Annotated in this window: 26 protein-coding genes and 1 tRNA gene; 8 read left to right on the top strand and 19 right to left on the bottom strand. The window is 42.7% G+C overall.

Going from position 1 to position 26,117, the window contains the following annotated elements:
* The first annotated feature begins 634 nt into the window (after positions 1-634).
* Entirely contained in the window at positions 635-886 is a 252-nt protein-coding gene (locus R7P72_RS01545; RefSeq protein ID WP_005376619.1) for a YgjV family protein, read from the top strand.
* An 88-nt stretch (positions 887-974) separates the two neighbouring features.
* Here R7P72_RS01545 and R7P72_RS01550 read toward each other — a convergent pair whose 3' ends face one another.
* On the bottom strand, positions 975-1,256 hold the full coding sequence (locus tag R7P72_RS01550) for a DUF2218 domain-containing protein (protein WP_005376622.1): 282 nt from the start codon (positions 1,254-1,256) through the stop codon (positions 975-977).
* A gap of 41 nt (positions 1,257-1,297) precedes the next feature.
* Positions 1,298-3,304, bottom strand: a complete 2,007-nt coding sequence (locus R7P72_RS01555) for a TonB-dependent siderophore receptor (RefSeq protein WP_318110367.1) — start codon at positions 3,302-3,304, stop codon at positions 1,298-1,300.
* A 116-nt stretch (positions 3,305-3,420) separates the two neighbouring features.
* Here R7P72_RS01555 and R7P72_RS01560 point away from each other — a divergent pair, with 116 nt between their 5' ends.
* Positions 3,421-4,389, top strand: coding sequence for a helix-turn-helix domain-containing protein (locus R7P72_RS01560; protein WP_005376626.1), 969 nt, complete (start codon positions 3,421-3,423; stop codon positions 4,387-4,389).
* A gap of 87 nt (positions 4,390-4,476) precedes the next feature.
* A complete protein-coding gene (gene cueR / locus R7P72_RS01565) occupies positions 4,477-4,863 on the top strand; it encodes a Cu(I)-responsive transcriptional regulator (protein WP_005376627.1) in 387 nt (128 codons plus the stop codon).
* Between the two features lie 42 nt (positions 4,864-4,905).
* On the opposite strand, the gene vctC is transcribed toward cueR, so the two are convergent.
* The 13 genes from vctC to rbsD all read right to left on the bottom strand — a co-directional run bounded on the left by vctC (position 4,906) and on the right by rbsD (position 17,517).
* Positions 4,906-5,661 (bottom strand): iron chelate ABC transporter ATP-binding protein VctC, encoded by a 756-nt coding sequence (gene vctC, locus R7P72_RS01570; RefSeq protein WP_005376629.1) that lies wholly within the window; start codon positions 5,659-5,661, stop codon positions 4,906-4,908.
* A gap of 2 nt (positions 5,662-5,663) precedes the next feature.
* Positions 5,664-6,614: an iron chelate uptake ABC transporter permease subunit VctG gene (gene vctG / locus R7P72_RS01575; RefSeq protein WP_005376631.1), complete on the bottom strand. Its 951-nt coding sequence runs from the start codon at positions 6,612-6,614 to the stop codon at positions 5,664-5,666.
* Entirely contained in the window at positions 6,607-7,542 is a 936-nt protein-coding gene (vctD, locus tag R7P72_RS01580) for an iron chelate uptake ABC transporter permease subunit VctD (RefSeq protein ID WP_017820306.1), read from the bottom strand. Before vctD ends, vctG begins: the two co-directional genes overlap by 8 nt.
* A 22-nt stretch (positions 7,543-7,564) precedes the next feature.
* Entirely contained in the window at positions 7,565-8,473 is a 909-nt protein-coding gene (locus R7P72_RS01585) for a siderophore ABC transporter substrate-binding protein (protein WP_005376635.1), read from the bottom strand.
* Positions 8,474-8,636: 163 nt separating this feature from the next.
* Positions 8,637-9,317 carry a Crp/Fnr family transcriptional regulator gene (locus tag R7P72_RS01590; protein WP_005373126.1) on the bottom strand — a complete coding sequence of 227 codons (681 nt, stop codon included), beginning with the start codon at positions 9,315-9,317 and terminating at the stop codon, positions 8,637-8,639.
* 134 nt (positions 9,318-9,451) lie between these two features.
* Complete coding sequence (locus R7P72_RS01595; RefSeq protein ID WP_005373131.1) at positions 9,452-10,183, bottom strand: nucleoside phosphorylase; 732 nt, start codon at positions 10,181-10,183, stop codon at positions 9,452-9,454.
* Between the two features lie 10 nt (positions 10,184-10,193).
* On the bottom strand, positions 10,194-10,925 hold the full coding sequence (pnuC, locus tag R7P72_RS01600; RefSeq protein WP_017820308.1) for a nicotinamide riboside transporter PnuC: 732 nt from the start codon (positions 10,923-10,925) through the stop codon (positions 10,194-10,196).
* Positions 10,926-11,424: 499 nt separating this feature from the next.
* Entirely contained in the window at positions 11,425-12,447 is a 1,023-nt protein-coding gene (locus R7P72_RS01605; protein WP_005373138.1) for a substrate-binding domain-containing protein, read from the bottom strand.
* A gap of 35 nt (positions 12,448-12,482) precedes the next feature.
* Positions 12,483-13,400: a ribokinase gene (gene rbsK, locus R7P72_RS01610; RefSeq protein ID WP_053304494.1), complete on the bottom strand. Its 918-nt coding sequence runs from the start codon at positions 13,398-13,400 to the stop codon at positions 12,483-12,485.
* Between the two features lie 222 nt (positions 13,401-13,622).
* Entirely contained in the window at positions 13,623-14,501 is an 879-nt protein-coding gene (gene rbsB / locus R7P72_RS01615) for a ribose ABC transporter substrate-binding protein RbsB (RefSeq protein ID WP_005373143.1), read from the bottom strand.
* Positions 14,502-14,588: 87 nt separating this feature from the next.
* A complete protein-coding gene (gene rbsC, locus R7P72_RS01620; protein ID WP_005382618.1) occupies positions 14,589-15,572 on the bottom strand; it encodes a ribose ABC transporter permease in 984 nt (327 codons plus the stop codon).
* Positions 15,569-17,074 carry a ribose ABC transporter ATP-binding protein RbsA gene (gene rbsA / locus R7P72_RS01625; RefSeq protein ID WP_053304495.1) on the bottom strand — a complete coding sequence of 502 codons (1,506 nt, stop codon included), beginning with the start codon at positions 17,072-17,074 and terminating at the stop codon, positions 15,569-15,571. The genes rbsC and rbsA overlap by 4 nt, the downstream gene beginning before the upstream one ends.
* A gap of 23 nt (positions 17,075-17,097) precedes the next feature.
* Complete coding sequence (gene rbsD / locus R7P72_RS01630) at positions 17,098-17,517, bottom strand: D-ribose pyranase (RefSeq protein ID WP_005382620.1); 420 nt, start codon at positions 17,515-17,517, stop codon at positions 17,098-17,100.
* 473 nt (positions 17,518-17,990) lie between these two features.
* Here rbsD and R7P72_RS01635 point away from each other — a divergent pair, with 473 nt between their 5' ends.
* Entirely contained in the window at positions 17,991-20,351 is a 2,361-nt protein-coding gene (locus R7P72_RS01635; RefSeq protein WP_005373150.1) for an EAL domain-containing protein, read from the top strand.
* A 139-nt stretch (positions 20,352-20,490) separates the two neighbouring features.
* Here the strand turns inward: R7P72_RS01635 and R7P72_RS01640 are convergent, their stop codons facing one another.
* Complete coding sequence (locus R7P72_RS01640; protein WP_031778819.1) at positions 20,491-21,066, bottom strand: imm11 family protein; 576 nt, start codon at positions 21,064-21,066, stop codon at positions 20,491-20,493.
* A gap of 863 nt (positions 21,067-21,929) precedes the next feature.
* Here R7P72_RS01640 and R7P72_RS01645 point away from each other — a divergent pair.
* From R7P72_RS01645 to R7P72_RS01655, 3 genes are all read left to right on the top strand, one after another.
* On the top strand, positions 21,930-22,571 hold the full coding sequence (locus tag R7P72_RS01645; protein ID WP_005373154.1) for a murein L,D-transpeptidase catalytic domain family protein: 642 nt from the start codon (positions 21,930-21,932) through the stop codon (positions 22,569-22,571).
* A gap of 328 nt (positions 22,572-22,899) precedes the next feature.
* A complete protein-coding gene (locus tag R7P72_RS01650) occupies positions 22,900-23,358 on the top strand; it encodes a hypothetical protein (RefSeq protein WP_005373156.1) in 459 nt (152 codons plus the stop codon).
* Positions 23,359-23,444: 86 nt separating this feature from the next.
* Positions 23,445-23,768, top strand: a complete 324-nt coding sequence (locus R7P72_RS01655) for a hypothetical protein (RefSeq protein WP_005373158.1) — start codon at positions 23,445-23,447, stop codon at positions 23,766-23,768.
* A gap of 125 nt (positions 23,769-23,893) precedes the next feature.
* Here the strand turns inward: R7P72_RS01655 and R7P72_RS01660 are convergent, their stop codons facing one another.
* The 3 genes from R7P72_RS01660 to R7P72_RS01670 all read right to left on the bottom strand — a co-directional run bounded on the left by R7P72_RS01660 (position 23,894) and on the right by R7P72_RS01670 (position 25,668).
* A complete protein-coding gene (locus tag R7P72_RS01660; RefSeq protein ID WP_005373161.1) occupies positions 23,894-24,574 on the bottom strand; it encodes a DedA family protein in 681 nt (226 codons plus the stop codon).
* Between the two features lie 50 nt (positions 24,575-24,624).
* The gene (locus R7P72_RS01665; protein WP_242014579.1) at positions 24,625-25,005 is read right to left on the bottom strand and encodes a hypothetical protein; all 381 of its coding nucleotides are present in this window, start codon (positions 25,003-25,005) and stop codon (positions 24,625-24,627) included.
* 144 nt (positions 25,006-25,149) lie between these two features.
* A complete protein-coding gene (locus tag R7P72_RS01670; protein WP_005373165.1) occupies positions 25,150-25,668 on the bottom strand; it encodes a DUF4136 domain-containing protein in 519 nt (172 codons plus the stop codon).
* Between the two features lie 371 nt (positions 25,669-26,039).
* Between R7P72_RS01670 and R7P72_RS01675 the strand changes: the two genes are divergently transcribed.
* A tRNA-Gly gene (locus R7P72_RS01675) sits at positions 26,040-26,114 on the top strand.
* Positions 26,115-26,117: the final 3 nt, after the last annotated feature.

A 26,117-nucleotide genomic window follows, 5' to 3' on the forward strand; every position in this document is an offset into this window, starting at 1 on the left:
CTTATTCTGATTAAGTGTAGTTGTTTTAAGAAAAGAAGAGAGATGAAATCATTCAGCTAAACGCCAGACTGCCGGTTGCGATCAATAATGGAAGAAAAGCAATGAGAATGTTGTATACACCGGAGCGTGATGACAGCTTAATCAATATCGGTGACGAAAAAAACGTAACGATTAAATATTGAACAACATAAATTGCAGGACAAAATGCAACGATAAAAAAGTGGCTTACGATATGAATCCCCGCACACCACGAGTTCGGTTTTGTTCTGATATACAGCAAAAAAAACACGAGCAAGCTAATAATAAAATACATAAACACAGCACTTGAAAATAATTATCATTTTCAATGATATGTAAATATTCCCTTACTTTCAATGGTGTTTGAGCTATTAATGTCATCGTTATTATCAATCAACACAATAAGTAAAATTATCAGTAATTCCAGTCCTAAACGTTTGCGTAATCGCTAACCTTCTCTTAACCTTGATTTGAGGCTTTTATCACGGTTTTTCCATTGATATAGTGCGTCCATACAACAAAAAAAGACCATTCGAGGCATGGAGCTTCCTCATTAATCTCAAGATGAGAAGAATTGGTACCGACAAAATTCGGCAGATTTTAAGAGGGTCAAAAAATGGACATGAATATGGTTGAGATTTTAGGTTATGCAGCTTCAATCATGGTCGCTATTTCGCTAACTATGAAAGATATTGTTAAGCTTCGTATCCTTAACTTTATTGGTTGTGCGCTATTTACCGCTTACGGACTAATGATTGATTCTTGGCCTGTAGTATTAACTAACGGTTTTATTGCTTGCGTTAACATCTACTTCCTAGCAAAAATGCAGCAGGAAAAAAAAAGCCTAGAGCCTGAGAAAGCGCAATAGCATTCAAACAATAAAAGCCCGCAAATCATAAGATTGCGGGCTTTTGCTTTTAATATTCCACTTCTATCACAGCATCCCTAAACGAGCGCTAACGAACCCAGCTAAGTGCTAATGTTTCTCGACGAGAAAACATGTCCACATGCGATGAAATGATCGCCTTAACCGTATTCAGTTTCTCTTCTGAATCCGCCTCACAGGTTATAGTTAGGCTAGATGCACAAAGGTTAAACTCCGCTTTTCCCGTCGGAAATGTCACCAAACCGCTATTTTCATTCCAAGTAGCAGGAACCTTTCGTCCAAAATGCCGACAAAGCGTCACTAAGTATTTGTCAGCGTGTTCACTATCTATTCGGGTGCTTTCTTTAATCATGAACTTACTCGTTACTTTGAAACGTCCTATGAAGAACCTTGTTAGAATTGATAAGCTGCAGAGAGCTTGAAGTTGCGACCCGGCTCGTAGTCATCAAGCGTGAAGCCACGTGCAATACCCGAACGAGACGCATGAGAGCTGTACAACTCGTCAAATACATTATCAATACCAAAGGTCACCGACAGTCCATCAATATCAGACGGCACCCATTGAGCGTATAGATTATGCACATCATAACTTGCTTTCTTTGGCTGACCATCAAAGACGTTGTCTTCCTCTAGAACAAACATTGAGTTCCACCCGAAGATCGTTTCTAAAGCGTCTGACTGGTAATCCAAAGTTAGAGCAATGCTATCACCCATATCAATGCTACGCCCATTACCCCCAGCAACAGGACCACCAGTATTCTTGTTTTTGGTGTCCGACTTAGAGTAAGAAAGTTTGCTGTTAAACTTGTCGTAACCATAAGAAGCACTTGCCTCAAAGCCTTTAATCTCAACATCACCTAAGTTGTAAATCAGGTAAGTTTGAGTCGCGTTTTGGTACTGGTCTGCAATGTAATCATCAATTTCCGTTTGGAATATCGTAATATTCGCCCCAAAGAAATGCTTATCAAAGGTTTTATCAAAACGAACACCACCCTGCGTGTTCAATCCCGTTTCTGGCTTTAACCCATCCTCTAAAAATGCAACGTCTTGGTAAGCAATAAAGGTTTCCATTAGCTCTGGACCTTTAAATAGAGAGCGTGCACTCGCAAACAACGTCCAATCTTGCGTCACCGCCCATTCTGCTGCTAGAGCCCAAGTCACATCATCATAATTACTGTTTCCTGTCTCAGCTTTGCGTTTGTAATCATCAAAGCGCATACCTGCAGTAATAAAGAAGGCATCAGAGAAGAAGAACTGATCTTCTACAAACAGTGCGGTTGAAATCGCCGATTCGTCCATAAACTTACGACTACCGTAGTAACTCGAAGACGTTTTATCCATGTAGTCGAAGCCATAAGTGACTCGATTATCAAACTCACCTAACATAACATCTGACTGGAATTTGCCATTCAAACCAAAGTTTTGGTTTTTGGCGGTGTTCTTTGATAAACGGTTCGAGGGCCAACGAGGGGCCATCACCGTTTCGTCACGTTTAATTTCTGTCTCGGTATTATAAAGAGTGACGTTTCCTTGGTGTTGTTCGCCTCGCAACTCGTAACTCAAGGTAACGGTATCGCGGTCATAATCCGTAGGGATAAGTAACTTGCTCGACAGGCTATTATTTGCACTACCAGACATATCAGGACGCGGACTGTAATCTCCACTGTCTCGGTACATGTCATAAGAGAGCTCAAAACGATGGATGTCATTTAGTTCATACCCCAGCTTAGCCAGAATGTTGTAAACATCACCTGCAGCACCATAGGTTTTATTGCCATCACCATCTTCAAAATCATCACGCGTAACGTAATGGCCATAGACCATCGCATCAATGTTTTCGGACAAAAGTCCGTACAGTGTCAACGAACCTTGTTGGTTGTCGTTGGATGCATAGCCGCCATAAACACGCGCACCAAACTTTTCATCGTAACGAAGTAAGTCACGAGCGTCTTTCGTTTCAAAGTAGACCGAACCGCCTAACCCGTTTTGAGTCACAGAGTTATTACCTACCTGAATGTCCGCAGATTTGAGAATGTCAGGGTTCAACGTCAAGTTACCAATATGATGGAACATGCTCGCATGCTGAGAAGCACCGTCAAGACGAATGTCCAAATCGGTTTCGCTCAAACCACGAATCGTAATACGTTGATTCACAGAGTGTGTTCCACCAACATCCACACCGGGAATATCGCGCAGTAAATCAGACATATGATCCGCTTGCTTCAGTGACATGTCGTCCGCAAACATCGACTCAGTGTTGCTGGAAACTTTCGTTCCCCATACAACGACCTCTTCAAAATGTGACTCAGTATCTTGAGCTAAAACAGGGGTTGATAGCGCCATTCCCACTGCAAGGCAAAGGCTTGAAAGCTTGATAGGTGAACAAGCAGGGCTTTCCATAACTTCATTCCTAAATATTAATGATAATAATTCTCAGGTATAATAAGCATGAGTTTTATAAATACAAAGGCGATTTGGTTATGCGAAATCGCACAAGTGTTATGAGGAAGTGTCAAATGCAGGAAGTCACAACAAAACGAACTAAAATTGCCAAGATAGCTTTAACCCAAAGACTAGAGGCGACAGAGAAACAATGGATTGTCACGCAAGGCCAACCTTGTCAAACTCAACTGGCCGAAGGTAAGTTCCTATCATATCAGTATAATGATCAAATTTTTGTTCATGGCGGGCGTTGTCTAGAACTTATTGATTCGAATATTGTTTCTACTGCACACGCCTCACTGCTGGTCACTATTCTTTTAGAAGGTAGACTCTCGTTTGGCTACGACGATTTGCAATTTGATTTAGACGCGAGCGACGGCCCTAAGGGTGTAGTGGTGAACTTACTCAAACCTGCAAATTTTCGTCGTTCACTGCTCAAAGATAACCTCATTAATAAGATCAACATATTGGTTAAGCCCCAATGGCTAGAGGCCCGCCTTGAGCAAAATTGTAGCCATCGAGCCTTTTTTAACTCTCATCAGGCGTTTCAACAGTTGGAGCTTAACCAGACGCTATGCGAGCTGGCTGACACGTTAACAAATAGAGAAACACCGCAAGAGTTCCAAGAGAAGCTAGAGGTCGAAAGCTTGATCTATCAAATTTTACATCAAGCCACCAAGCAAATTCCTAAGAATTTCAGTGCTAAAAACAGCAGTATTGAACGACACATTGACGGTCGGATTGAGGATATTGTCAGCTATATTGAAACTCACCTTGATCAAGAACTACGCTTGGAAAAGTTGGCGAGCCAATTCTCAATGAGTGTTTCAAACCTGCAGCGCCGATTTAAACAATCACTTAATATGACCATAAACGGCTACATTCGTTTTCGACGTCTTGAGATTGCTAGGCAACATTTGGAACGTGGCCTAGTGACGATAACAGAAGCCGCCTATGAAGCCGGATACCACCACCCTTCTAACTTCACTTATGCCTTCAAAAAGGCATTTGGTGTGCCACCACATGAAGTGATTAAAGAGTAAGGGGACTCTAGGTAACTGACTGTTATTTAGGAGTGTCTTATCCACAACATCGGTATATACTCGCCTTAAACGTTATGGAGGTTAAACATGAATATTGGTGCTGTCGCGAAGCTCACAGGGCTTTCATCTAAGTCGATTCGATTATATGAAGACAAAGGGATCATATCTCCACCAGCGCGCAGCGACTCAGGCTATCGCGAATATTCAGATAATCATATTCAAGAGCTTAACTTGGTATCACGCGCAAAAAGCGCAGGCTTTTCGTTGCAAGAATGCAAAGAGTTCGTACAACTTGCTCATAACCCCAACCGCAAAAGTAGCGAAGTAAAAGCAAGAACCATGGACAAACTGAGAGAGGTTGAAGAAAAAATTGCACACCTCATGGAGATCAAAACGCAACTTGAAGGTTGGGTTTCTTCTTGTCCTGGAGATGCAGAGAGCCGATGCCCAATCATAGACGAGCTCACCAAGTAAGCCCGCCTATCTATTGATCTCGTTAAAAACGAACTAGCTCGCTTAATGATAAGTACACATACGCTTACCGTTTAACTCTATGATGTTAAATGGCGTTTCGTAGATGTCCTCTAGCGTAGACGCTTGAATAACCTCTTCAACCGCACCACTCGCCACAACTTTACCTTTCTTAAGCGCCAATATGACATCTGAGTAACACGCCGCGAAATTAATATCATGAATCACGACCACCATAGCTTTATTCATGTCATGGGCTAACTGCTGCACAACTTTCATGATCTGAAGAGAGTGTTTGATATCTAAGTTATTAAGAGGTTCATCAAGAAAGACATAATCTGTATCTTGTGCAATCACCATAGCAATAAATGCAAGCTGTCGCTGACCACCACTTAATTCATCCAAGTATTTGTCTTGAATATCTTGCAAATCTAAGTAGTCGATCGCTTTTTCTATGACCTCATGATCTTCTTTAGTCAGATTTCCTTTAGAGTATGGGAAACGACCAAAAGAGACTAACTCTTTTACGGTAAACCGCATTGTAATCGAGTTAGCTTGGCGAAGTACTGCCAGTTTTTTCGCTAGCTCTTTTGTGTCCCATTCCGCGATTTCCTTGCAATCAATGATAACACTACCGCCATCTCGCTCCGTTAAGCGCGAGGCCATAGATAACAGCGTGCTCTTTCCCGCGCCATTTGGACCGATAATCGATGTTACCTTGCCCTTTTCAAACTGAGTATTGGCCTCGTCTACGACTTTGTTTGAACCGAAAGCCTTCGTTAATTTGTCTATTACTATCATATTTATACAACTTTGTTTTTCAGCAGCAGGTATAAGAAATACGCACCGCCGATAAAGTTAATTACGACACTCAACGTCGTCTCAAAACTGAACACGTTTTCGATTATCCATTGCCCAGCAAGTAGTGAACTGATGGATAGAAACGAACATCCGACCAATAGCGTTTTATGTTGGTAACTTCGGAACATTTCTCGGCTTAAGTTGGTCACTAGTAAACCAAAGAACATGATTGGCCCTACCAAAGCCGTAGAAATAGCAATCAAAACCGCCGAGATAATAAACACATTTCTCGTCACTTTAGGTACATCAACACCCAAACTTTTCGCATTGTCTTGGTCGAGCCAAAACACATCTAAAGTGCGATGCATCCTAAACAACAACCAACATGCAAACATCAAAGCCGGAGCACTAAAGTAAACCAAGTTCACTTTGACATTATTGAAACTGGCGTACAGTTTCGACTGAACAATTGCATATGTGTTTGGGTCCATCAGCAAAGAAAAGAATGACGCCGCATTGGAAAATAGCTGACCAAAGATCAAGCCGACCAATAGCAACGTAATCAAGTTCTTGCTGCCTTTTGAAAAGTAAAACCCAAACAGCAGTAGCGAAAACGACACCATTACAATTACTGCAATCGCGAAATTGACGTACAAGTTAAGAACTAAGGTACTCAACCCACCAAAAATCAACACGATCAAAATTTGGGTTAACACATACAGCGCATCAAAACCCATGATACTTGGCGTTAAAATTCGGTTGTGCGTAATGGTTTGAAATACAAGTGAAGACTGAGCAATGGCCACACCCGCTAGCACTATCGCCAATACTTTAGGAACTCTACGAGACAAAAAATATTGGTAGTTGTCAGCCGTTAGCCCAATACCAATAAACAGACACGCGAAAAGAATCGCAATGCCACCTAGCAGCAGGATTTTCGTTGAATCACGCATGTTGCTTACCTCGCAACAACATTGCGATGAATACCACGCCACCCAATATGCTAATCACGATAGAGATTGGCATTTCATGAGGGAAAATAATTAAACGACTCACCAAATCGCAACACAACACTAAAATGGCCCCATACATGGCCGTAAGCGGAATGTTCTTTTTGAGGTTATCGCCATAAAAGTGACTCACGAGATTCGGTACAATCAGCCCTAAGAATGGCAACTGGCCAACAATCATCACGACACTTGCTGACATGATGGACACCAATAGCACGCCAATCGTCACAACCTGCTGATAATTCAAACCCAAGTTAATCGCGAAATCTTTTCCGATACCTACGGCAGAGATCCTTGCGGCAAAAAGATAGCTGAGGATAACCATTGGTACCGCGATGTACAGCAGTTCAAAATCACCACGCAAGATGTTGGCGAAGTTTGCGACTGTCCAAGCATTCAGACTTTGAAGTGCATCATATTTGTAAGCGATAAACGTAGTCATGGATTGGATGACATTGCCGAAAATAATCCCGACAAGTGGCACAAAAACCACGCTCTTAAATTGAATGCGCTGAATAAAGAAAACAAACGCCAGCGTCCCAAATACCGAGATGCCGAACACGAGCCAAAGGTGATTATCATTACCAAAGAAAACCACGCTCAGTACATAGCCCAGCATGGCACATTCGATCGTACCAGTTGTAGAAGGTGCCGCAAATCGGTTCTGGCTGATTTGCTGCATGACAAGACCCGCAATACTCAAGCCAGCACCAGCAAGCAATATGGCAAATAAACGTGGTATACGGCTGGTAAAGAAAAGTTCTAATGCTTTCTCATCACCTGAAAAGAGTTGTTGGGGCGTCATGTTTGCCACCCCAACAAATAACGAAACCGTGCTTAAAACCACAAGGGTTAGCAATAACTTCTTCAAAGTTAACCTCTGCTATCTTGGATTACAGTTCAACGGTTTGCTTTATCTCACTGACCATTTTTTCTGTTGCTGTCACACCAGACATCGACAAGTACCACGCGTCCACATCTAAATAAGTGATTTTATGATTTTTATATGCCGCAGTCGCTTTGACTAAGTCGTTATCCATGGATTTACGAATATCGTTATCCGGCGTACCTGTCAGAGAATTTCGGTCAACCACGAGAATATTTTTCGGGTTAGCTTCACGAATAAACTCATAAGAAATGACATCTCCGTGAGTGCCCGTTTTCACGTGCTCAACCGTTTCCAAGAAGCCAAAGTCGTTATAAATGACGCCAAATCGCGACTGGGCACCAAACGCGCTGATGTTGTCACCCATGCTCAAAATCGTTAATGCATCATTTTTGTTCGATTGGTTGTAGTCACGGATTGCTTTAAATTGAGCATCTAGCGCTTCAATTTTCTGCTCTACTTTTTCTTCGATATTGAAGATCTTACCAATATTGCGCCATTGCGCTTGCGTGCCTTCCCAATAGCCTTGGTTCTCTTTCGCCGCAAAAACAACTGTAGGGGCAATTTCACTCAGCTCTTCATATTTCGCAGACGCTCGCGGACCAACCAAAATCAAATCCGGTTTTTGCATGTAGATGGTTTCAAAATCAGGTTCAAACAAACTACCCGCAGAGGTGTAGTTATCTTTGCTGTATTTTGAAAGGTAACTAGGAAGATTAGAAGAGTTAGATACTGCAACAGGATCGATACCAAAGTTGTCCAACGCATCTAGCGGGCCAAAGCCAATCACAACCACACGCTCTGGGGATTGTTCTAGCTCTGTTTGACCCATGTAGTGGTCAATCACAACTTTAGCAGCGAAAGAAGGAGAAACAGTAAATAACGACAGCATAGCCGCACCAACGAATTTTTTCATTTTGTTAAGCCTTAATGAGATCTATTATCATACGCGTTCGCAATATAACGCTACTCTTTAATGCATTCAACAAAATTTAAGGTACTTTACATTAGTTACGTTTACTCAAGACTTAGATATATCAAAGACTTATAAAACCCATCAGTTCCAATACCTGGGCGTATCATTCATGCGCTTCAATAAACGCTTTGAGTGCCAGCGCATCAATAATCTCCAAACCGTTGTCCGTTTTTGTAATCAATCCCTTTTCAATCAAGTCCTTAACTGCACGTCGATAGACTCGGCCTGAGGTACCAAACCGCTCAGCCTCTTGGTTCACTTTATCAAAACCACCAAGCAACTTATCCGTCTGATTACGGACGAGAAGATCATAGGCAATGTTGTAAGTAATGGGATGCAACAAACGGTTAGTGTAGATATCCATGGAGTCTTGATAATCCTCAGCCAATGCTGAAGCGAAGAACACCATCATTTGGGGATGATTTTGCAGTGCTTCGGTTAGTTTTTGGATACAGATAACATCAACCTGCATATGTTCATCTGCTATCACATTCCATTGACAAGGAGTCTGAGTGAAGAACTCCATTTCACCATAAATATGATAGTCGCAGTTAGCTTCCCCTAATTGAAAACGTCGTCCATTTGCGGCCAATATGTTCATCGAGACTCGACCTACTGGCACAACATACAAGTACTGAAGTTGCTCACCTTGGCGGAGAATTGCTTCCCCAGCATCAAAGTAACGCGAATTTATTTGGCATTGATAAATCAAATCGCGAAAGGTGGCACTCTTTTCTTCAAGGTATGTTTTGAAGCGACCAGTCGGATAAGGGCTGATTTTCATTTTCTGCTCTCTCAGAAAAAGTTACGGACAACTATTTAAGGTGGATTGTACCCCGTAACTCCAAATAAAAAAGCGACAGTGATCTGTCGCTTTACATCTATTCTGTTTATGTGACTTACTGAGATAGAGACTGGCTAACGCTGAGCAACCAAGGCTTCTAATGCCGTAATCGCGGCACTCTTCTCACCTTGCATCATTACTTTAGCCTCATCAACGTACTGACCAACACCTTCTTTCACATCTTGTTGATACAGCACCACGTTGTTTAATATCGAAGCCACATGAAGGCCTCGTAGTCGACCGACCGTAAACAGCGCAGAGGTTTCCATATCGGCACCTAAGATGCCTTTCTTGTTCCAATGTTGGCATATTGCATCCTCGTCATCGGTATAGAAACTGTCGTGAGAACGCACCACACCAAAATGATAATGCACTTTTTGCATCGACAAGTAACGCTCAACTTCCTTTAACAGTGAAAAGCTTGCGTAGGCTGGATAAGACGAATCGACATACGCTTTAGAGCCGCCCTCATCTCTTACCGCGCCTTCGGCAATGATCAACTCGCCAAGATGAATGCCTGATTGCATTGCCCCCGCCGATCCAACGCGTACCACATGAGTCACACCGCACTGTTTTAGCTCTTCCACTGCGATGATCATCGATGGCGCACCTATACCTGTACTACATACTGAAACAGGCTTGCCTTTGTAGTTGCCGGTAAACACACGGTACTCGCGGTTTTCCGACACCATTTCTGCATCATCAAATAATACCGCGATACGATTCGCTCGATCTGGCTCGCCGCATACAATAACGAGGGGAGCGATTTGTGTTTCATCCACTCCGATATGAGGTTGTTTGGCCATTTTTCGTTCCTTACGCAGCAGCGTGCGCTAAGGTTTTATCGCCATTGCGCTTAGCGCTACGAGCCCACTCACGCGTGCCATTGGCAGCGATGAACATAAGAATCGCGTACTGAACAGACATTGCGTAAACACCTTGCGTCGCGTAGATACCCACACTGATAATATTAATCACAACCCATAGAATCCAGTTTTCGACGTATTTACGTGTCATCAGAATTTGTGCAACAACAGAAAGTACTGTCATGGTTGCATCCCAGAACGGGAACGCGTCAGGTTCAAGCACCGGTTCAGCCAAGTCAGCACCAAAGAGATTCAAGCTATCAACAGCAATGTTTGCTAGCGCAAAGAAAAATGGGTCGATATAGATCGTTAATAATGCGATACATGCAACGCTAATAGAGGCAGTAGTAATAAGTTTCTGTTTATTTAACCAGCGAACCTCCAGCGTTTCACCTTGTGCGTTTGGACGAGTCCACGCATACCAGCCGTAAATGTTCGCACAGAAGAAAAACAATTGAAGAAGCAATAATCCGTATAACTGAATTTGAAAAAAGATAACGGCAAAAAGCGTGACATTCAGCAAACCGAATAAGTAGTTGATGGTTTTTTCTTGGCTGGCAAACCAAATGCAAAGCAGTCCAAAAACGGTACCGAAAGCTTCGATCCAGCTCATTGCGTAGCCGTCGCCAATCGGAATGTTAACGAGAGTATTATTAATATCGAGTAAGGCAAAGAGGTCCATAACATGTCCTTTATTATTTTGTTTGGAATACGCTTATATTAGAGCGTGATCCCCAACAAAAAGGAGGACATTTGTCCTCCTCTTGATGCACTCGATCATAATTCAGTTCAATGTTTACTTGAAAGCAATAAATGATGCTATTGAACGGTGTTGGAAATAGACGTGCCTATGAGTCCAAGCCTAGATAGCGTTTTTTGAATGCAGAAGCTGATGCAAATAAAGCTGACGCCAAAAGTGTAATAATAAAGCCAATTGCGTACTCAAATGCTTCATTAACCAGTAGCTGATAGCAGCTCACAAAAAAAATCAATACAACTGTAATAACATTAACTCGGTGAAACCAAGGGTGTTTTACAGATAACTTAGCGTAACCTTGTGATAACATTTGACTAATCCGCCAGACAACAATTAATAGTTTTATTTATAATCAACGACGATAGTAAGGCTTTATCGTATAAAGAGAAACGACTTTTTTAATTTTTTAGCTCAACATCACACGTCATTCAGTGAGGTTTGACTTTAACCTCTTGACGCTTTTTCGTTCCACTAGAGTCGGCTCTAATTGTACGACCTGTGCCTCTGTTGATTTTTCATCCAACTTTCGGACAAGAGTCTCAACGGCAGCCTGCCCCAAACGGTACTTAGGCTGATGAATGGTAGTTAGCGATGGCGACATAAATTTCGCGATATGGATGTCATCGTAACCAATAATGGATAGGTCGTCCGGCACTTTAATACCGAGCTCATTTGCGGCGTTAATCACACCCATCGCCATCATATCGTTAGAGACGAAAATCGAGCTGGGTAATGCGCCACGCTGAGCCATTTTTTTGAACGCTTGATACCCACCCTCACATTCGAAGTCCGATTCAATGATCCAATTGGCATTAAATTCCAAGCCCGCTTCGTTCATTGCTCGCTTATAACCTTCGTATCGCATTTGCGCTTGGTGTTTAATCAAAGGGCCAGTGATGCACCCAATTTCGGTATGGCCGCAATCAATTAAGTATTTCGCCGCTAAGTAACCGCCACGAAGTGAGTTGTCTTGGATTTTATCACTTGTAAATAGCATCGGCCCCCAGTCCATTACCACTACTGGGATATCTGGGTAACGCTCAAATACATCGATACGCTCTCCTTCTAGCGACGAACACATCAAAATCAAACCATCGACACGCTTTTGCAATAGCGTATTAATGGATTGACGCATACGTTCGTTATCACCCTCGGTGTTACATAAAATGAGGCTGTAGCCTTTTTGGTAGCAGCTGCGTTCGACGCCTTTTACGACTTCGCCAAAGAATGGGTTGGTTGAGGTTGTCACGAGCATACCAATGGTTTTGGTACGATTAACTTTGAGGCTACGCGCCAACGCAGAGGGCGCGTAGTAGTTAAGCTCTTTTGCGGCATTGTTAACGCGTTCAGAGATCTCTTCGCTCACAAAACGCGTCTTGTTAATAACATGGCTCACTGTTGAAGTGGAAACCCCTGCCAGTTTTGCGATGTCTTTCATCGTCGCCATGTTACTACTCCTATTTTAATGAGGCATTGTGCGCCTTATTGTTCAGCGAGAAACGCGTCCACCTCTTCGCGGGTTGGAATCGACGTTTGCGCGCCAAAGCGGGTCACAGAAATTGCAGCCGCCGCATGTGCAAACTTAATCGCTGATTCTAAAGGTAAATCTTCTAGGAGACCAGTGACGAATGCCCCATTAAATGTATCGCCCGCTGCGGTAGTATCCGTCGCTTCAACGCGGAAACCCGAGATGATTTCGCCTCGACCGTTTTGGCTTAGCCAAACGCCTTTTGCACCGAGTGTGATCATGACAATTTCTATACCTTTACCATGTAGCTCATTCGCCGCTTCTTGCGCGCTTTCGTTGTCTGTTACAGTAATACCTGTCAGAACTTCAGCTTCCGTTTCATTTGGTGTAATCACGTCAATGCAAGACAGTAATTCATCTGACAGTTCGCGAGCTGGCGCTGGGTTCAGAATGACATTGGTTTTGGCATCTTTCGCTACACGCGCAGCTTTCTCAATGCCGCACATCGGCGTTTCCAATTGCATTAACAAGTAATCTGCTTGGCGAATACGCTCTAAATCTGGCTCAATCGCTTCTGCTGTCAGTTTGGCGTTTGCTTCAGCTGAAATGCAAATGCTGTTCTCACCACTGTCCGACACTTGAATCATCGCGATACCTGTCGGGCAATTTGGCTGCATCTTCACACCAGTGATATCGATGCCGTCCATTTTGAAGTTTTCGCGAATGTTAATGCCGAATGAGTCGTCGCCCACACAAGCGATAAAACCTATGTCTGCATTTAATCGCGCCGCCGCGACGGCTTGGTTGGCACCTTTGCCACCTGGGATAACTTGATAGTTGCGACCATGCAGCGTCTCGCCTGGGCGAGGGAAAGAAGGCACTTGAAGAACATGGTCAGCGTTTACACTACCTAACACCACTAACTTATTCATACGGTTATCCTCGGTTCTGAATGAACCCTTTTTAAAAACTGTTTAGGAAAATACATTAGATGTCTTTAACTTCTCTTCCTGATGAAGGAGTCTCGATAAAAAGCCAAAGGCATCTATACCCCACACTTTGCAGTATTTTGGGTAAGTTTGCCCTCACCTCCTAAACGACAGATATAAACGGAGGAGAGAGCAAAAATTAGGATGATTTATTGAACTTAAAACTTACTTAGTGACTACTTTTAGTGGTACTGGGATGTACTCTTCTACTTCTTCACCTTTCAAAACTTTGTCAGCCGTTTCAACACCTAAAGCACCGATAAGGTCTGGTTGCTGAGCAATAGTTGCCGCTAGTTTGCCACGGTTAACTGCTGCAATGCCGTCTTCCGTACCATCAAAACCAACGATAACGACATCTTTGCCAGAAGCTTGAACTGCGCGAAGTGCACCTAGCGCCATTTCATCATTCTGTGCAAATACCGCTTGTACATCCGGGTTAGCCGCTAGCAGATTTTCCATTACGTTTAGACCTTTCGTGCGGTCAAAGTCAGCCGGTTGGCTAGCAAGAAGATCCATATCGCTGCCCTTCACGGCATTCATAAAGCCTTCACCGCGCTCACGCGCTGCCGATGTGCCCGCAATACCTTCAAGTTGAATGACTTTTGCTTTTTCGCCGACTTTTTCCATGATGTAGTGGCCTGCCATTTCACCACCAATTACGTTGTCCGACGCGATGTGACTCACGACTTCACCACGGCTTGCACCACGGTCTAATGTCAACACAGGGATCTTAGAACGGTTCGCCATACGAATTGCATTAGACACTGCATCAGAATCCGTTGGGTTGATAAGAATTGCTTTTACGCCGCGAATACTTAAATCCTCGATGTTCGACAGTTCTTTACTCGGGTCATTTTGCGAGTCCAGTACAATTAAGTCGTACCCCAATTCTTTCGCTTTTGCTTCCGCACCGTCTTTCATCGTTACGAAGAACGGGTTGTTTAGCGTCGAAACCACAATCGCCATGGTATCTTGAGCTTGCGCCGCTACCGATACGGTTGAAGAAAGAAGTGCAGCAGAGATAAGAGTTGCAAGTTTTTTCATCGTTCTAGTCCTTTGTGTAGGGTGAGCCAGTACACGTCCCCTGACTCGGTTTGTATTCACTGTTTTATATATACAGATTGTTATGAATTACTTGTTTTTGTTGTCTACCAATACCGCCAGCAAGATAACCACTGCTTTTGCAATCATTTGGTAGTAGGAAGAAACATCAAGTAGGTTAAGTGCATTGTTCAAGAAACCGATGATCAGCGCACCAATCAAGGTACCCATGATACGACCTTTACCGCCCATCAAGCTGGTACCGCCAAGAACAACCGCTGCGATAGCGTCTAGCTCGTAGCCCATACCCGCTGTTGGCTGCGCCGAAGAAAGACGAGACGTTACGATAATACCTGCAAGCGCTGCTAGCATACCGCAGATGGCGTAGACACCAATCTTCACTCGGTCTACATTGATACCTGATAGGCGAGTCGCAGACTCGTTGCCGCCTAGTGCGTAAACATAGCGACCAAAGCGCGTGTGGTTAAGTAAATACCAAGCCGCTGCGAACACAACCACCATTAACCAAACAGGAACCGGAATGCCTAGCGCGTAGCCAGTACCAAACCATGCAAACGCATCTGCGGTGTCAGTAAAGCCTGTCGAGATTGGTCGACCTTCGGTGTACACCATGGTCACACCACGTAGTAACGTCATGGTAACCAGCGTAGCGATAAATGCCTGCACCTTACCCTTCGCAATAATGATACCGCTGATCGCACCTAACGCTGCACCTGCGACTAAAGCAGTTGGAACCGCCACTAGCACCGGAACCTCAAGCGCAATCATGCTTGCCGCAAAGGCACCACACAATGCCAATACCGAACCAACACTTAAGTCGATGCCTGCTGTTAAAATAACTAATGTCATACCCACTGCGATAATGGCATTCACGGAGGTTTGACGAAGAATGTTGAGAATGTTGTCGACCGTAAAAAAGTTCGGGTTCAAAAATGACACAACAACGATCAGAAAGATCAAAGCTATCAGTGATTTTTGCTCAATCAGCCACTCTTTTGTGAACAACTTCTTGTTGCCAGTTTCGGTTGGTTTGCTCATGGTATTCGTACTCATGCTGCTTCCTCATTGATCTCTTTGCCTACGGCACAGGCGAGTAATTTTTCTTGATCGGCGTCTTTCGCATCAAATTCGCCAGTGATACGACCTTCATGCATCACTAAAATACGGTCGCTCATGCCGAGCACTTCAGGCATCTCGGAAGAAACCAAGATGATGCTCATGCCTTCGGCCTTAAACTTGTTGATGAGCTGATAAATCTCTTTTTTTGCTCCGACATCAACACCACGTGTCGGCTCATCCAGAATCAGAACTTTAGGTTTCGTCATTAACCCTTTCGCTATCGCAACTTTTTGCTGGTTACCACCAGATAAGTTGCCGATGATTTGATCTCGCGTTGGGGTTTTAATGTTGAATAACTTAATAAAATCTTCCACAGCAATCACTTCGTCGCTGTGTTGAATCTGGAAGCCTTTGGTCAGCTGGTTTAGCGAACAAAGTGACATGTTCTCCTTAACTGAAAGACCTAAAACCAAACCATCGCCTTTGCGATCTTCAGAGATGTAAGCGATACCATTTGCCAAGCCATCTTGCGGGCTAACCGGGTTAATAGTTTTGTTGTCAAGATTGATAACACCATGCTCACTAGGTAATGCGCCGTAAATGACTTTCATGAGTTCAGTGCGGCCTGCGCCCATCAAGCCAGAAATTCCGAGAATCTCACCGCGCTTGAGAGTAAAGCTCACATCCTGAACGCCAGACCCAGTCAAACCAATGACTGCAAGACAGGTTTCGCCATGTTGGACATCAATACGTGGATATTGCTCTTCTAATTTTCGGCCAACCATCATTTCAATTAGGCCATCTTCATCAGTGTCGGACACCTTGCACTCACCGATAAACTTACCATCACGAAGCACGGTAATATCATCACAGATTTCAAAGATTTCTTTAAGACGATGCGAAATGTATACGATGCCGCATCCTTGCTCGCGGAGCTCATTAATCACTTTAAACAGTGATTCCGTTTCGGTATCGGTCAGTGCGTCCGTTGGTTCATCCATAATGATGACTTTCGACTCAAACGAAAGTGCCTTTGCAATTTCCACCATTTGTTGTTCACCAAGGCTTAAATCGCCAAGCAATGTTTTTGATGAGTGCTTTACATTGAGACGTTTTAAAAGCTTGTCAGCTTCGTCATACATTTTGCCCCACTGGATACGCCCTAAGGAGCCAGTGAACTCTCGTCCCAAGTAAATATTTTCGGCAATCGTCAGTTCAGGAATCAGGTTCAGCTCTTGGTGAATAATGCTAATACCAGCTTCCTGTGAATCGCGTGGCCCTTTAAAGGCCGCCGGCTGACCTTGATATTGAATGCTCCCCGCATCCATGTGGTAAATGCCTGTCAACACCTTCATTAACGTTGACTTGCCTGCTCCATTTTCACCCATCAGCGCCATAACACGGCCTGGATAAACATTCAGGCTTGCTTTGTCGAGTGCTTTTACGCCCGGAAACGCCTTCTCAATTTCGCTTAGTTGTAGAATGGCTTGAGTCATAATCTGTCCTCAATATCTCTGGCTTAAAAAACCACGCCCGCTTGGAAAATAACGTTCGCATATGGCGAGCATTCGCCGGTTCTTACGATAGCGCGACTTTGCGCCGTACGTGCTTTAAACGCTTCATGTGACACGTAGCTCACTTCAATAGATTTGCCCGTTTCTTCACTCTCTTTGCTCAGTTCGTTGAGCAACGCTTCATGCAAAACTGGGCTTGCATCAGAGAACTCTTCCGCAATGATGACCCCTTCGATTTGGGACTCAGATAGAATTACGCGAACAGTATCAAGAAAACTTGGTACCCCATGCGTTAGCGCCAAATCGATTCGCTGAACATGCTCTGGGATTGGTAGACCAGCATCACATATCGTGATCTCGTCGGTGTGGCCTAGCGTCGCCACCAAGTAAGAAATATCTGAGTTAATTAGGGTACTTTTTTTCATCTCATCGACCTTTCGGTTACACGTTCATACAACCATGAGCGCCTGTTTTAAAGTGTTTTCGTTATTAACAGAAAACTCATCGAAACGTTTCGATGAAATAATAATTCGTCATCGCAATTTGACCAGTGTGAGATCGATAAGGTGTGAGAATGATCTGTAATTCAATTGTCATTGAATAGGAAAAGTGCACTTGAGTCACACTTTACCATCGAAACGTTTCGATGACGGTATTTCCCTGTCATTACGGTTAGGTTTTATACAGGGAGGAAGGAAAAGAGACGTCCAACTACTGAGAAAACCTCTAGTTAATAAGCTCGAAACCTTTCACGTCATCACAATTCTTAGATAGCTGCCTGATTTTGGAGAACGCTCACCTTACAATCTGGTTACAATTTGCCAAAACACATCATCCGTTCAGTACCTTACCTGGTACGCGACGTTTGTAGGGACACAAACGGAAACTAAGAACCATAATGAAGTTAAGCAATAGAGTCATTTTGCTTGTCGCGCCAGTGATCTTATTAAGCGCGTTAGTATCTAGCTATATTATTTATAGCATTCAAAAAGTGACGCTCATCAAGCGGGAAGACAGCTATATTCAGTTGCAAATGGAAAAGCTCGCCGGGCAGTTTCGACAAGCGAATATTTTTCTTAATAGTTATGCCTATACGCTCAGTAAAAGTGATGTATTACAAGACTATTTGGTAAATCATAACACCCCCTATCGTGAACGAGTCTTGTTTAACCGATTAGACGAGACCGCTGAAGTATTGAGCCATGGTTACAAAGGCGATGCAAGCATGGCGATCCTCGACGGCAAACAAAACCTTCTCTACTACACAGAAAACAAATATTACGAATCATCGGGCGTGGTCGACCCAAAGGTGTTAGAGTACATATCACGAAGTTTCAATGAGAGAGAGGCTTTCAGTCACACTGGCTTTATTTATAACTCCAGTGGACAAAGCATTCTTCTTCAATATGAGGTCGTCGACAAAAGAACGGGGACTCACCCTTTGAGCTTTGACTCGAAAAATGTGTTTTTTGTGGTAGTTTCCGTATCACTTGAAGCCTTTAACGAGATTAAGCATGACATCGAGTTTGACACGCACAGCGTGATTACTTTCGCCGACAAACCCATTTATCTTGATATTCCTCTCGCTCAAACCATTGAGCTGCTGCCGCACTTTTATGCCGTGCTTTCTCCTGCCGAATATTTAATGTGGAATAAAGTCGATAAAGTGTGGCTAGAACTTGCTTTCTCCTTTGGCGTAGCGGCGTTTTTCACCATCACATTAATCATTTTGGTGTTGTACCGCTATGTGTTGCGCCCTGTTTCTCGCCTTGATAAGCAGCTGAACGAACTTGAATCTAATCAACGTGACAATATTGAAAAGCTAGAAACAAACGATGAAATAGGACGCCTATCTGCACGCTTTTTTGATATGTATGAGGAACTTAATGTCATCTATAAAAAGACAAAACGCCTAGCTGAAACGGATCACCTGACGCAACTCGCCAATCGCCATCGTTTTCATGAGCTTGCCACTCGTGAACTTATCTCCCCTTCGCAGTTTCTGTGGGTTGTTTACGTCGATCTTGATAACTTTAAATACGTGAATGATAAATACGGGCATGAATTGGGAGATAACTTATTAAAAGTGTTCTCATCACACATCAAGAATGCCTGTCAAAAGTTCTCGCACGATTACAACAGCCCCTGCTTTGCCGCCAGGTTATCTGGTGACGAATTTGCAATTTTGCTGAGCTCAAATCAAGAGGTAAAACGCTTGCCTGATTTGCTTGCATCAGAGTTACTAAAACCAATTAGTAATCTCAGTTCATCTTGGAGTAATTCATTTCCCGTTACGGCAAGCGTAGGTATTGCACAATATCCTCAAGACGGTACTGACATCGCGAAGTTACTCTCCAGTGCCGATGCGGCTATGTATCAAGCAAAACGGGCAGGGAAAAATCAATACGCCTATTATTCAGCCGCTCTCAATATTGAGTCTCAAAGACGAAGTCAGCTTGAACGTGCGCTCCGAAAAAGCAATGTAGAGGAAGAATTCCACCTTGTTTTTCAACCCTATATGAACAATCGAAGCAACGAAATTGAGGGGTTAGAAGTCTTGTTGCGCTGGGAAGCCGAAGGTATCGGCCCTATCCCCCCAAAGGAGTTTATTCCAATTGCAGAGCAAGCCGGATTATTTGATAAAATTGACCGCTGGGTTTTCGCCAATGCAACGGCGGAATACCATCAATTAAGGAATATTTTCGGTAAGGATATTGTTCTTTCGGTCAATCTTTCATCAGCAGAGCTAAACTCGATAGAAATGGCAAACTACATCCATGAACAAGCGACACTGCACAGTGTTAAACCAGAATGTATTGAGATAGAAATAACCGAAACCTTTGCCGCAGAACAACAAGGCACGGCCCTACTTGATGAGCTATCAAAACGTGGCTACCGTCTTGCAATTGATGACTTTGGTTCTGGTTACACATCGTTAACTCAGCTCGTTCAGTATCCGGTTCAAAAAATCAAATTTGATCGAGAGTTCCTCGTTACATTGATGAACACCAACAACGGACATGTGATCAAACCTATTATTGAGCTATGCCATGCCCAAAATAAAACGGTTACAGCAGAAGGTATTGAACACAATATGATGCATGAATGGTTATCGGCATACCGCTGCGACTATATGCAAGGCTATTTATTTGGCAAACCAATGACTAAAGAACAATTGAGCTTGTGGTGGCAATCGGCAAATGACGACAGTCGATTTGATGCGTCCATGGTCAGCTCAATTAGGGTTTCAAGAACATAAGTTAAGGGGAGAAGTACAGCAGTCACAACTGTGGCGGCTGTATTTAGCTGTATATGAGCTTCATTGATAGATGCTCAGCTTTTGTTCCCCCATACCTATATCTATGACTTTAATTGAGTAAATTACTATTTATTCGTTTTTAAACCAGCACTTCCTTGAAATCCAAACCGGTCAAATTCAGCGCTTTGACGCTATCGTACAAGCCACCTTTTTTGTCCGTGCAAAACGTTCTGAGCCCAGCACCTTTTACTCTGAACAAGTCAGATTCATTAACGGCTTCTCTATTCAAAACGAGTTTCTTAAACGGTCTAGCACGACTTAGCTTACCATGACGAAGATTATACTCGGTAGCAGAGGTATCAATGGCATCAATTTGAGTGACAATGTTTAATGCTCGCCAAGGCTTTCCTTGTAGATTTAATGGTAAAAATTCGACATTCTCGCTCAACACATCGAGCTTATCCGCAATAGAAGCGGATACAGCAAGAGTAAAAGATCCCCATGCTGCAATATCAGGCCTGGGTAATGGCTTTTCATCCTTAACGTCTAACCATTCAATATCAATACTTTTCCAACTGGCTTTAACAGACTCTCCATAGAGTTGGATAGGTTTGCTTGCCGTTACTTGAAGAGACATTTCCAATGGCGACTCTTGCAACATTGCAAAATCATTAACATTGGGAGTGACAATAAACACTTTATTAAATGCTGTCATAACCGTCCTTAAATAAATTTGAGCGCTTTTCTTAATGAGATGAGCACTCTCCCACCAAACCAAACCAAACCAAACCAAACATAATAGATAGAGTTTACTTTCATGTTCAAAAATTTAATGAATTAATATCTGGCGCTCTTATCTTTTAATTTCTAAGTTTTATTATTTATATATTTTAATCCATACGATATAATTATTTTTTCAAATTTTACTATGTACCCTTCCTTATGTAATCGAATAAATTAGAAAATAAACAATAGCACGCATCACTTCACTTTTGTCGAGCTCATCACTCTCACTTAAACGATACATTCACAAGTTCAATTTTTGTACGACTTAGACTTAGCTTTGTCAATCGTGAATTAAAAACAACCGATTCACCGCTGTTTTACTGCCTTTTCTTGCCACCCTGTTGTTTATTCATACATTATAAATGCACTTATACACATAACGATTCGGCGTTACGATTTGTTACGAGTTAAATCACAAACTTTTGAGGTATTGGATAAAGCGTAGAAAAAGAAAACACATTGAAATAAAAAGAGTTTCTAAAGTACGAAAAATAAAACGCCGTTTTTATAAATTAGCAACTTCACAAATATCCTTAAACACAGTTTTATTAATTACATATATCAGATATTATTTACTCCGAAGTTTATAGAAATCATCGTTAAACTTCATATTTTTTATAAGTTTCAATTAGTTAGTTTTTAACTCGAAAACTTATCGTCAACCCAATATCAAGCACCTAAGCGTGCAATAAGAAACATTGGGAATAGAATTATATTGATGTGCATGTTGTTTTAACGAATGCATGAAGCAATCGGTAAATTTGTAACACCATAGAGTTTTATTTAGCCAAGATGAAAAAGTTAATTTTATTATTTACATGTGCGCTGTTGTCTGTCTCACCTTTTGCTTTTGCAAAACAATCAGATAACGAACCCAGGGATCATTTACGACCAAAGCAAGTTGAACATGTGTTTAAACAAGCCAAGCTAGATGGCATAGTAGACTTTAAGTTGTTCAGTGACGCTTACATCGCTTATCAGAAGACACCCGATAGAAAGAAGTCGGTACTAACGATCATCGACTATAGTAAACCATCAACTGAAAAGCGTTTTTATGTGGTTGATTTAGATAAAAAGAAGCTAATCTACAATACGTATGTTTCTCACGGCGTGAACAGCGGAAAGAAAACAGCGACACAGTTTTCAAATGTCGTAAACTCGCGAAAAACATCATTGGGCACTTTTTTGACTGATACCACTTACTACGGCTCAAATGGCTATTCACTTCGATTAGATGGGCTAAGCTCTGGATTAAACGACAAAGCTCGCGAGCGTTACATTGTCGTGCACGGTGCCGATTACGCAAACCCTTCCTTCATCAAGAAGAATGGATACCTCGGACGCAGTTGGGGTTGCCCTGCTTTGCCAGAGAAGTTGTCTCGCGAGATCATTGACACTATAAAAGGCGGCAGCGTTATTTACGCAAGCGCATAATATCGATGCGACACATATGGGGAAGAAAAAAGAAGATTCTATTTCTTCCCCAGTAATAATCCTGTTAGCTTAATCGTACTTGTGCAACGACTCTCTTTCCATTTTCGCTTACTCGAAAGCGAAAACTATTGTGTTATTCGCTGATATACCTAAGTGCGATCAGAAAACTCTGTTCATCCCCCTTCCATCTCGTTAGTATACGCTGAGTTCATCAGACACTGGCTTTCATCGTTATCATAGTTCCACTAAGATTCCTTAATCATGGTGGGTATCTGTGGCTTTATATGTTTAGGGTTACTTCTTGCGTTATCTACACCATATATTATTGATGCTTTCTTTGTCCCTGCTCTCAGGGCTCATCACAGCTTCATATGCGCATGAGTGGCACCACACCAAACATTACACTTCCGAGCGCTTACTTAAACTCTCTCAACAAGACGATTTTGAACTAGCACACACTGATTTTCATACCTCAGCTTCTCTGAGCTCTTGGGGTTCAGAAAGTTACTACCTACATATAAAGCGCGAGTTGTTCGGGCTTGTCTCCTGTCGCCGAACATCAGCTACTGATGGCGTTTTATCATCAGATTTTACTCCTGATTATTTTTTACTTATTGCTTTCTCTTCTCCACCACTACTGGAGTTGGCAAAACAAGCATCTCGCTTACCTCTAGACAGTTATGGCGGACTCATGAGTCAACGCTCTCTTTATCGCCTCTCAGGAAGAAAGGAAGCGAACTTAATGTACGTCTTTACTCATGGTCGCAACGCCTTCTCTGTTGTTTAACTTTTTATGACATACAGAGAACACGAAAATGTAACGATAAGAACCAATATGCTCATTGTTACTAGAACCAATTTGAGGTCCATATAATGACAAGAATCGCTACAACCATCGCACTAGCATTGCTATTTGCAGCGGGCTCAACCTTAGCAAACACAGAAACTAAGCCAGAAGAAATGAGTAACGACACTCTGTTAGAGTGTGCCAACGTTTCTAACGCACGTATTGCAGTTCCGGAACACAGAGCGATGTTCAGACACTACTTAATGTCTGAGAGAGACTACAGCTTTGACCAGCTATCGTCTGCCGAACTCGAATTTAAAGCAGCAGATAAGAATGAGTCTGAAGTAGAGAACATCTACAAGTCTCAGTGCAAAGAAGTTGGCGAATACTTATATAGCATTGGCTATTAAATTCGAAACCCTAACGACACTCAAAAAGAAAGGCGCATACATTGCGCCTTTCTTTTTACTGACAAAAACCTGTCGATTAGATGTCTAATCTGCATACAAGCTTAAAAGTGCAAATCAAAGTAAACTTACTGGGAAAACTCTGACACATCCTTGGGTTTACAGAACGCTCGACGTGCTTTAACAAACAAGAAACTAAGCACCCCAATCACAAGAGTAATTATTGGTGCCGCCATTAATAGCATTGTGATCGCTTTGCTCATATTTTCTGGTAACAAAGGAAGTAATGAACCAAAACCGCATAATACCAGCGTCCATAAAATCGCACTCAACCACGCAAAGTAATGGAATTTACTAATACGTTTCACTCGCAACCCCATCATTAATGGCAATAGGGAGCGAACAACCGGAATAAACCGCGCACAAAAAAGCGCAATCAATCCATGTTTACTGAGTAATACGTCGACTTGTTCCAGGCGCTTTTGAGGAACCGCACTCACCCAGCCTTGGACCTTAGGTAAGCGATTTAGCCACTTGCCTTGTACATAAGCCGCCCAACTTCCCAATCCCGCACTAACAGCTATCACCAACATGATCATAATTGGGTCAAGGACGCCAACCGCCGCCAGCGTACCGGATAATACGACGACACTGTCGCATGGGAAAGGTGCTGCAGGAATAAAGCCACTTTCCAAAAAGATAATCACAGCAACAACAAAATAAACCAAACCTGCACTGCTTCGCGCCATTAACGCCGTGAAATCTTGATGCCAAAAGGCACTCAAGACCTGAATTATCGAATCAAACATAAACCGCTCCTAAGCATAATTAACCAAAAGTTGCAAAAACATGGAGTGTGTTAGCGAGCATGTATAAAGCGGTATATGAAATTCGATTCTTTTCTCACTCCGATTCTGTATTTAAAGTGAGTAAAAATACTTTCAATACAACAACCTAAAGCCTCATTGCCGATGCGTTTTAGCCGCTTCATCGAGTAAATTGCCGAACGATGCGCCCACCATGCTACATCAAGCATTTCAAACCATTCGGGTTCTACATCGTCGTTCGAGCTCATTTCCTTAGCATGGCTAACCCTCAATACATTCCGGCTGTTTAAACTCGGATAGTCTTGTTGTATTGGAGAGATAGGATGTTCTGAAAAGTGCTTCGACTTAGCGTCAACAGCAATATTCTGGTTATGAAAGGAAAGAAAATTTGGGTGTGAGTGCGCCAGGCTCATGCTCGGAGCCAACAAGCAGAAAAGTAGTCCGAGTAAAGCAATCAGGGTCGTACGCACAAAGGTAACCAAAACCAAAATAATAAGTTCTTTTAACCCTGTGCGTAACTATTGGCAATTAGTATTCTTAATCGTTAAGAATACTAATTATTTTTCACCGTAAGGGTAGCTTTCAAACATCTTCGCGATTTCTTCTTGGATGAGAGATTCTCTTTTCTCAGAGCTCATTGACTCAGACAGTTTACGACTTGAAACGCCTTTCCAAACGACTTGATTAGCCTTTGCATCAACTAGTTCAACCACCAACTTCCCATACTTACGTTCTTTATATCTTTCTGGGCTTGAAGTGATCACACCAAAGCTATTCCAGCCATAGCCAAAGCTCACCGACGATCCTGAAGAAACAAGCTCGGATTCTTCTACGATATCATGATGTACGTAAAGGTCACCGCCACTATTTACCTTAATTAAACCCTTACTCTCAAGCTGTTCAGCAAGCCCTTGCTCAATACGTCGACCATCAATACTGGTAGGAGCTTCCGCCTGAGCACCGAAGTCAAACGTTCTGTAAGCTGAAAAGTCGGCTTGTTTATCTACATCGGTTGTAACGGTAGTACAAGCAGATACCAGCATCACCACCAGCCCTAATATCAAACCTCTCATCATGTTAAATCTCCTTTGGTTAAGCTGACTGTTTCAGCAGAATTACCCTGTGTTATACATACGCATCAACAGTAAAAAGTAATCATTTCAATATCTAGTCTTGACCATGAAACGTGACTGTTCAATAAACGAGATTAACCTTTACACAGAAAATCTTGAATATCATCAACATCTAAACACCTAAGAATTCGGTGTTTACGACCTAATTGGAAGCCCCTAGGCTTAGTAGCGGAATCGCGAGTGCCACAAAAAACCAGAGACAATGAACACTTTAACATCAGTCCGCTACTTTTTTAGGCAACTGACAAACATTTGATGAGAAAAGACTTTTCTTTTTCGTCCAGTGTGGCATATTAACTGAGTCCTATCGATGCGCGGGCATCGTATAATGGCTATTACCTCAGCCTTCCAAGCTGATGATGCGGGTTCGATTCCCGCTGCCCGCTCCAATC

Origin of the sequence: Vibrio sp. Vb0888, assembly GCF_033338835.1 — a bacterium.
Classification (GTDB): domain Bacteria; phylum Pseudomonadota; class Gammaproteobacteria; order Enterobacterales; family Vibrionaceae; genus Vibrio; species Vibrio alginolyticus.

Excerpts from the sequence above, each read along its gene's own strand:
- R7P72_RS01635 (WP_005373150.1), top strand. The coding sequence starts at position 17,991 with ATGAAGTTAAGCAATAGAGTCATTTTGCTTGTCGCGCCAGTGATCTTA.
- R7P72_RS01605 (WP_005373138.1), bottom strand. The coding sequence starts at position 12,447 with ATGGCGACGATGAAAGACATCGCAAAACTGGCAGGGGTTTCCACTTCA.
- rbsD (WP_005382620.1), bottom strand. The coding sequence starts at position 17,517 with ATGAAAAAAAGTACCCTAATTAACTCAGATATTTCTTACTTGGTGGCG.
- R7P72_RS01590 (WP_005373126.1), bottom strand. The coding sequence starts at position 9,317 with ATGAAAATCAGCCCTTATCCGACTGGTCGCTTCAAAACATACCTTGAA.
- R7P72_RS01665 (WP_242014579.1), bottom strand. The coding sequence starts at position 25,005 with ATGAGCCTGGCGCACTCACACCCAAATTTTCTTTCCTTTCATAACCAG.
- R7P72_RS01585 (WP_005376635.1), bottom strand. The coding sequence starts at position 8,473 with ATGAAAAAATTCGTTGGTGCGGCTATGCTGTCGTTATTTACTGTTTCT.
- R7P72_RS01560 (WP_005376626.1), top strand. The coding sequence starts at position 3,421 with ATGCAGGAAGTCACAACAAAACGAACTAAAATTGCCAAGATAGCTTTA.
- R7P72_RS01550 (WP_005376622.1), bottom strand. The coding sequence starts at position 1,256 with ATGATTAAAGAAAGCACCCGAATAGATAGTGAACACGCTGACAAATAC.
- R7P72_RS01655 (WP_005373158.1), top strand. The coding sequence starts at position 23,445 with ATGACAAGAATCGCTACAACCATCGCACTAGCATTGCTATTTGCAGCG.
- vctG (WP_005376631.1), bottom strand. The coding sequence starts at position 6,614 with ATGCGTGATTCAACGAAAATCCTGCTGCTAGGTGGCATTGCGATTCTT.
- R7P72_RS01555 (WP_318110367.1), bottom strand. The coding sequence starts at position 3,304 with ATGGAAAGCCCTGCTTGTTCACCTATCAAGCTTTCAAGCCTTTGCCTT.
- rbsA (WP_053304495.1), bottom strand. The coding sequence starts at position 17,074 with ATGACTCAAGCCATTCTACAACTAAGCGAAATTGAGAAGGCGTTTCCG.
- R7P72_RS01595 (WP_005373131.1), bottom strand. The coding sequence starts at position 10,183 with ATGGCCAAACAACCTCATATCGGAGTGGATGAAACACAAATCGCTCCC.
- R7P72_RS01650 (WP_005373156.1), top strand. The coding sequence starts at position 22,900 with ATGCTTTCTTTGTCCCTGCTCTCAGGGCTCATCACAGCTTCATATGCG.
- rbsK (WP_053304494.1), bottom strand. The coding sequence starts at position 13,400 with ATGAATAAGTTAGTGGTGTTAGGTAGTGTAAACGCTGACCATGTTCTT.
- rbsB (WP_005373143.1), bottom strand. The coding sequence starts at position 14,501 with ATGAAAAAACTTGCAACTCTTATCTCTGCTGCACTTCTTTCTTCAACC.
- vctC (WP_005376629.1), bottom strand. The coding sequence starts at position 5,661 with ATGATAGTAATAGACAAATTAACGAAGGCTTTCGGTTCAAACAAAGTC.
- R7P72_RS01645 (WP_005373154.1), top strand. The coding sequence starts at position 21,930 with ATGAAAAAGTTAATTTTATTATTTACATGTGCGCTGTTGTCTGTCTCA.
- R7P72_RS01640 (WP_031778819.1), bottom strand. The coding sequence starts at position 21,066 with ATGACAGCATTTAATAAAGTGTTTATTGTCACTCCCAATGTTAATGAT.
- pnuC (WP_017820308.1), bottom strand. The coding sequence starts at position 10,925 with ATGGACCTCTTTGCCTTACTCGATATTAATAATACTCTCGTTAACATT.
- rbsC (WP_005382618.1), bottom strand. The coding sequence starts at position 15,572 with ATGAGTACGAATACCATGAGCAAACCAACCGAAACTGGCAACAAGAAG.
- R7P72_RS01670 (WP_005373165.1), bottom strand. The coding sequence starts at position 25,668 with ATGATGAGAGGTTTGATATTAGGGCTGGTGGTGATGCTGGTATCTGCT.
- cueR (WP_005376627.1), top strand. The coding sequence starts at position 4,477 with ATGAATATTGGTGCTGTCGCGAAGCTCACAGGGCTTTCATCTAAGTCG.
- R7P72_RS01545 (WP_005376619.1), top strand. The coding sequence starts at position 635 with ATGGACATGAATATGGTTGAGATTTTAGGTTATGCAGCTTCAATCATG.
- R7P72_RS01660 (WP_005373161.1), bottom strand. The coding sequence starts at position 24,574 with ATGTTTGATTCGATAATTCAGGTCTTGAGTGCCTTTTGGCATCAAGAT.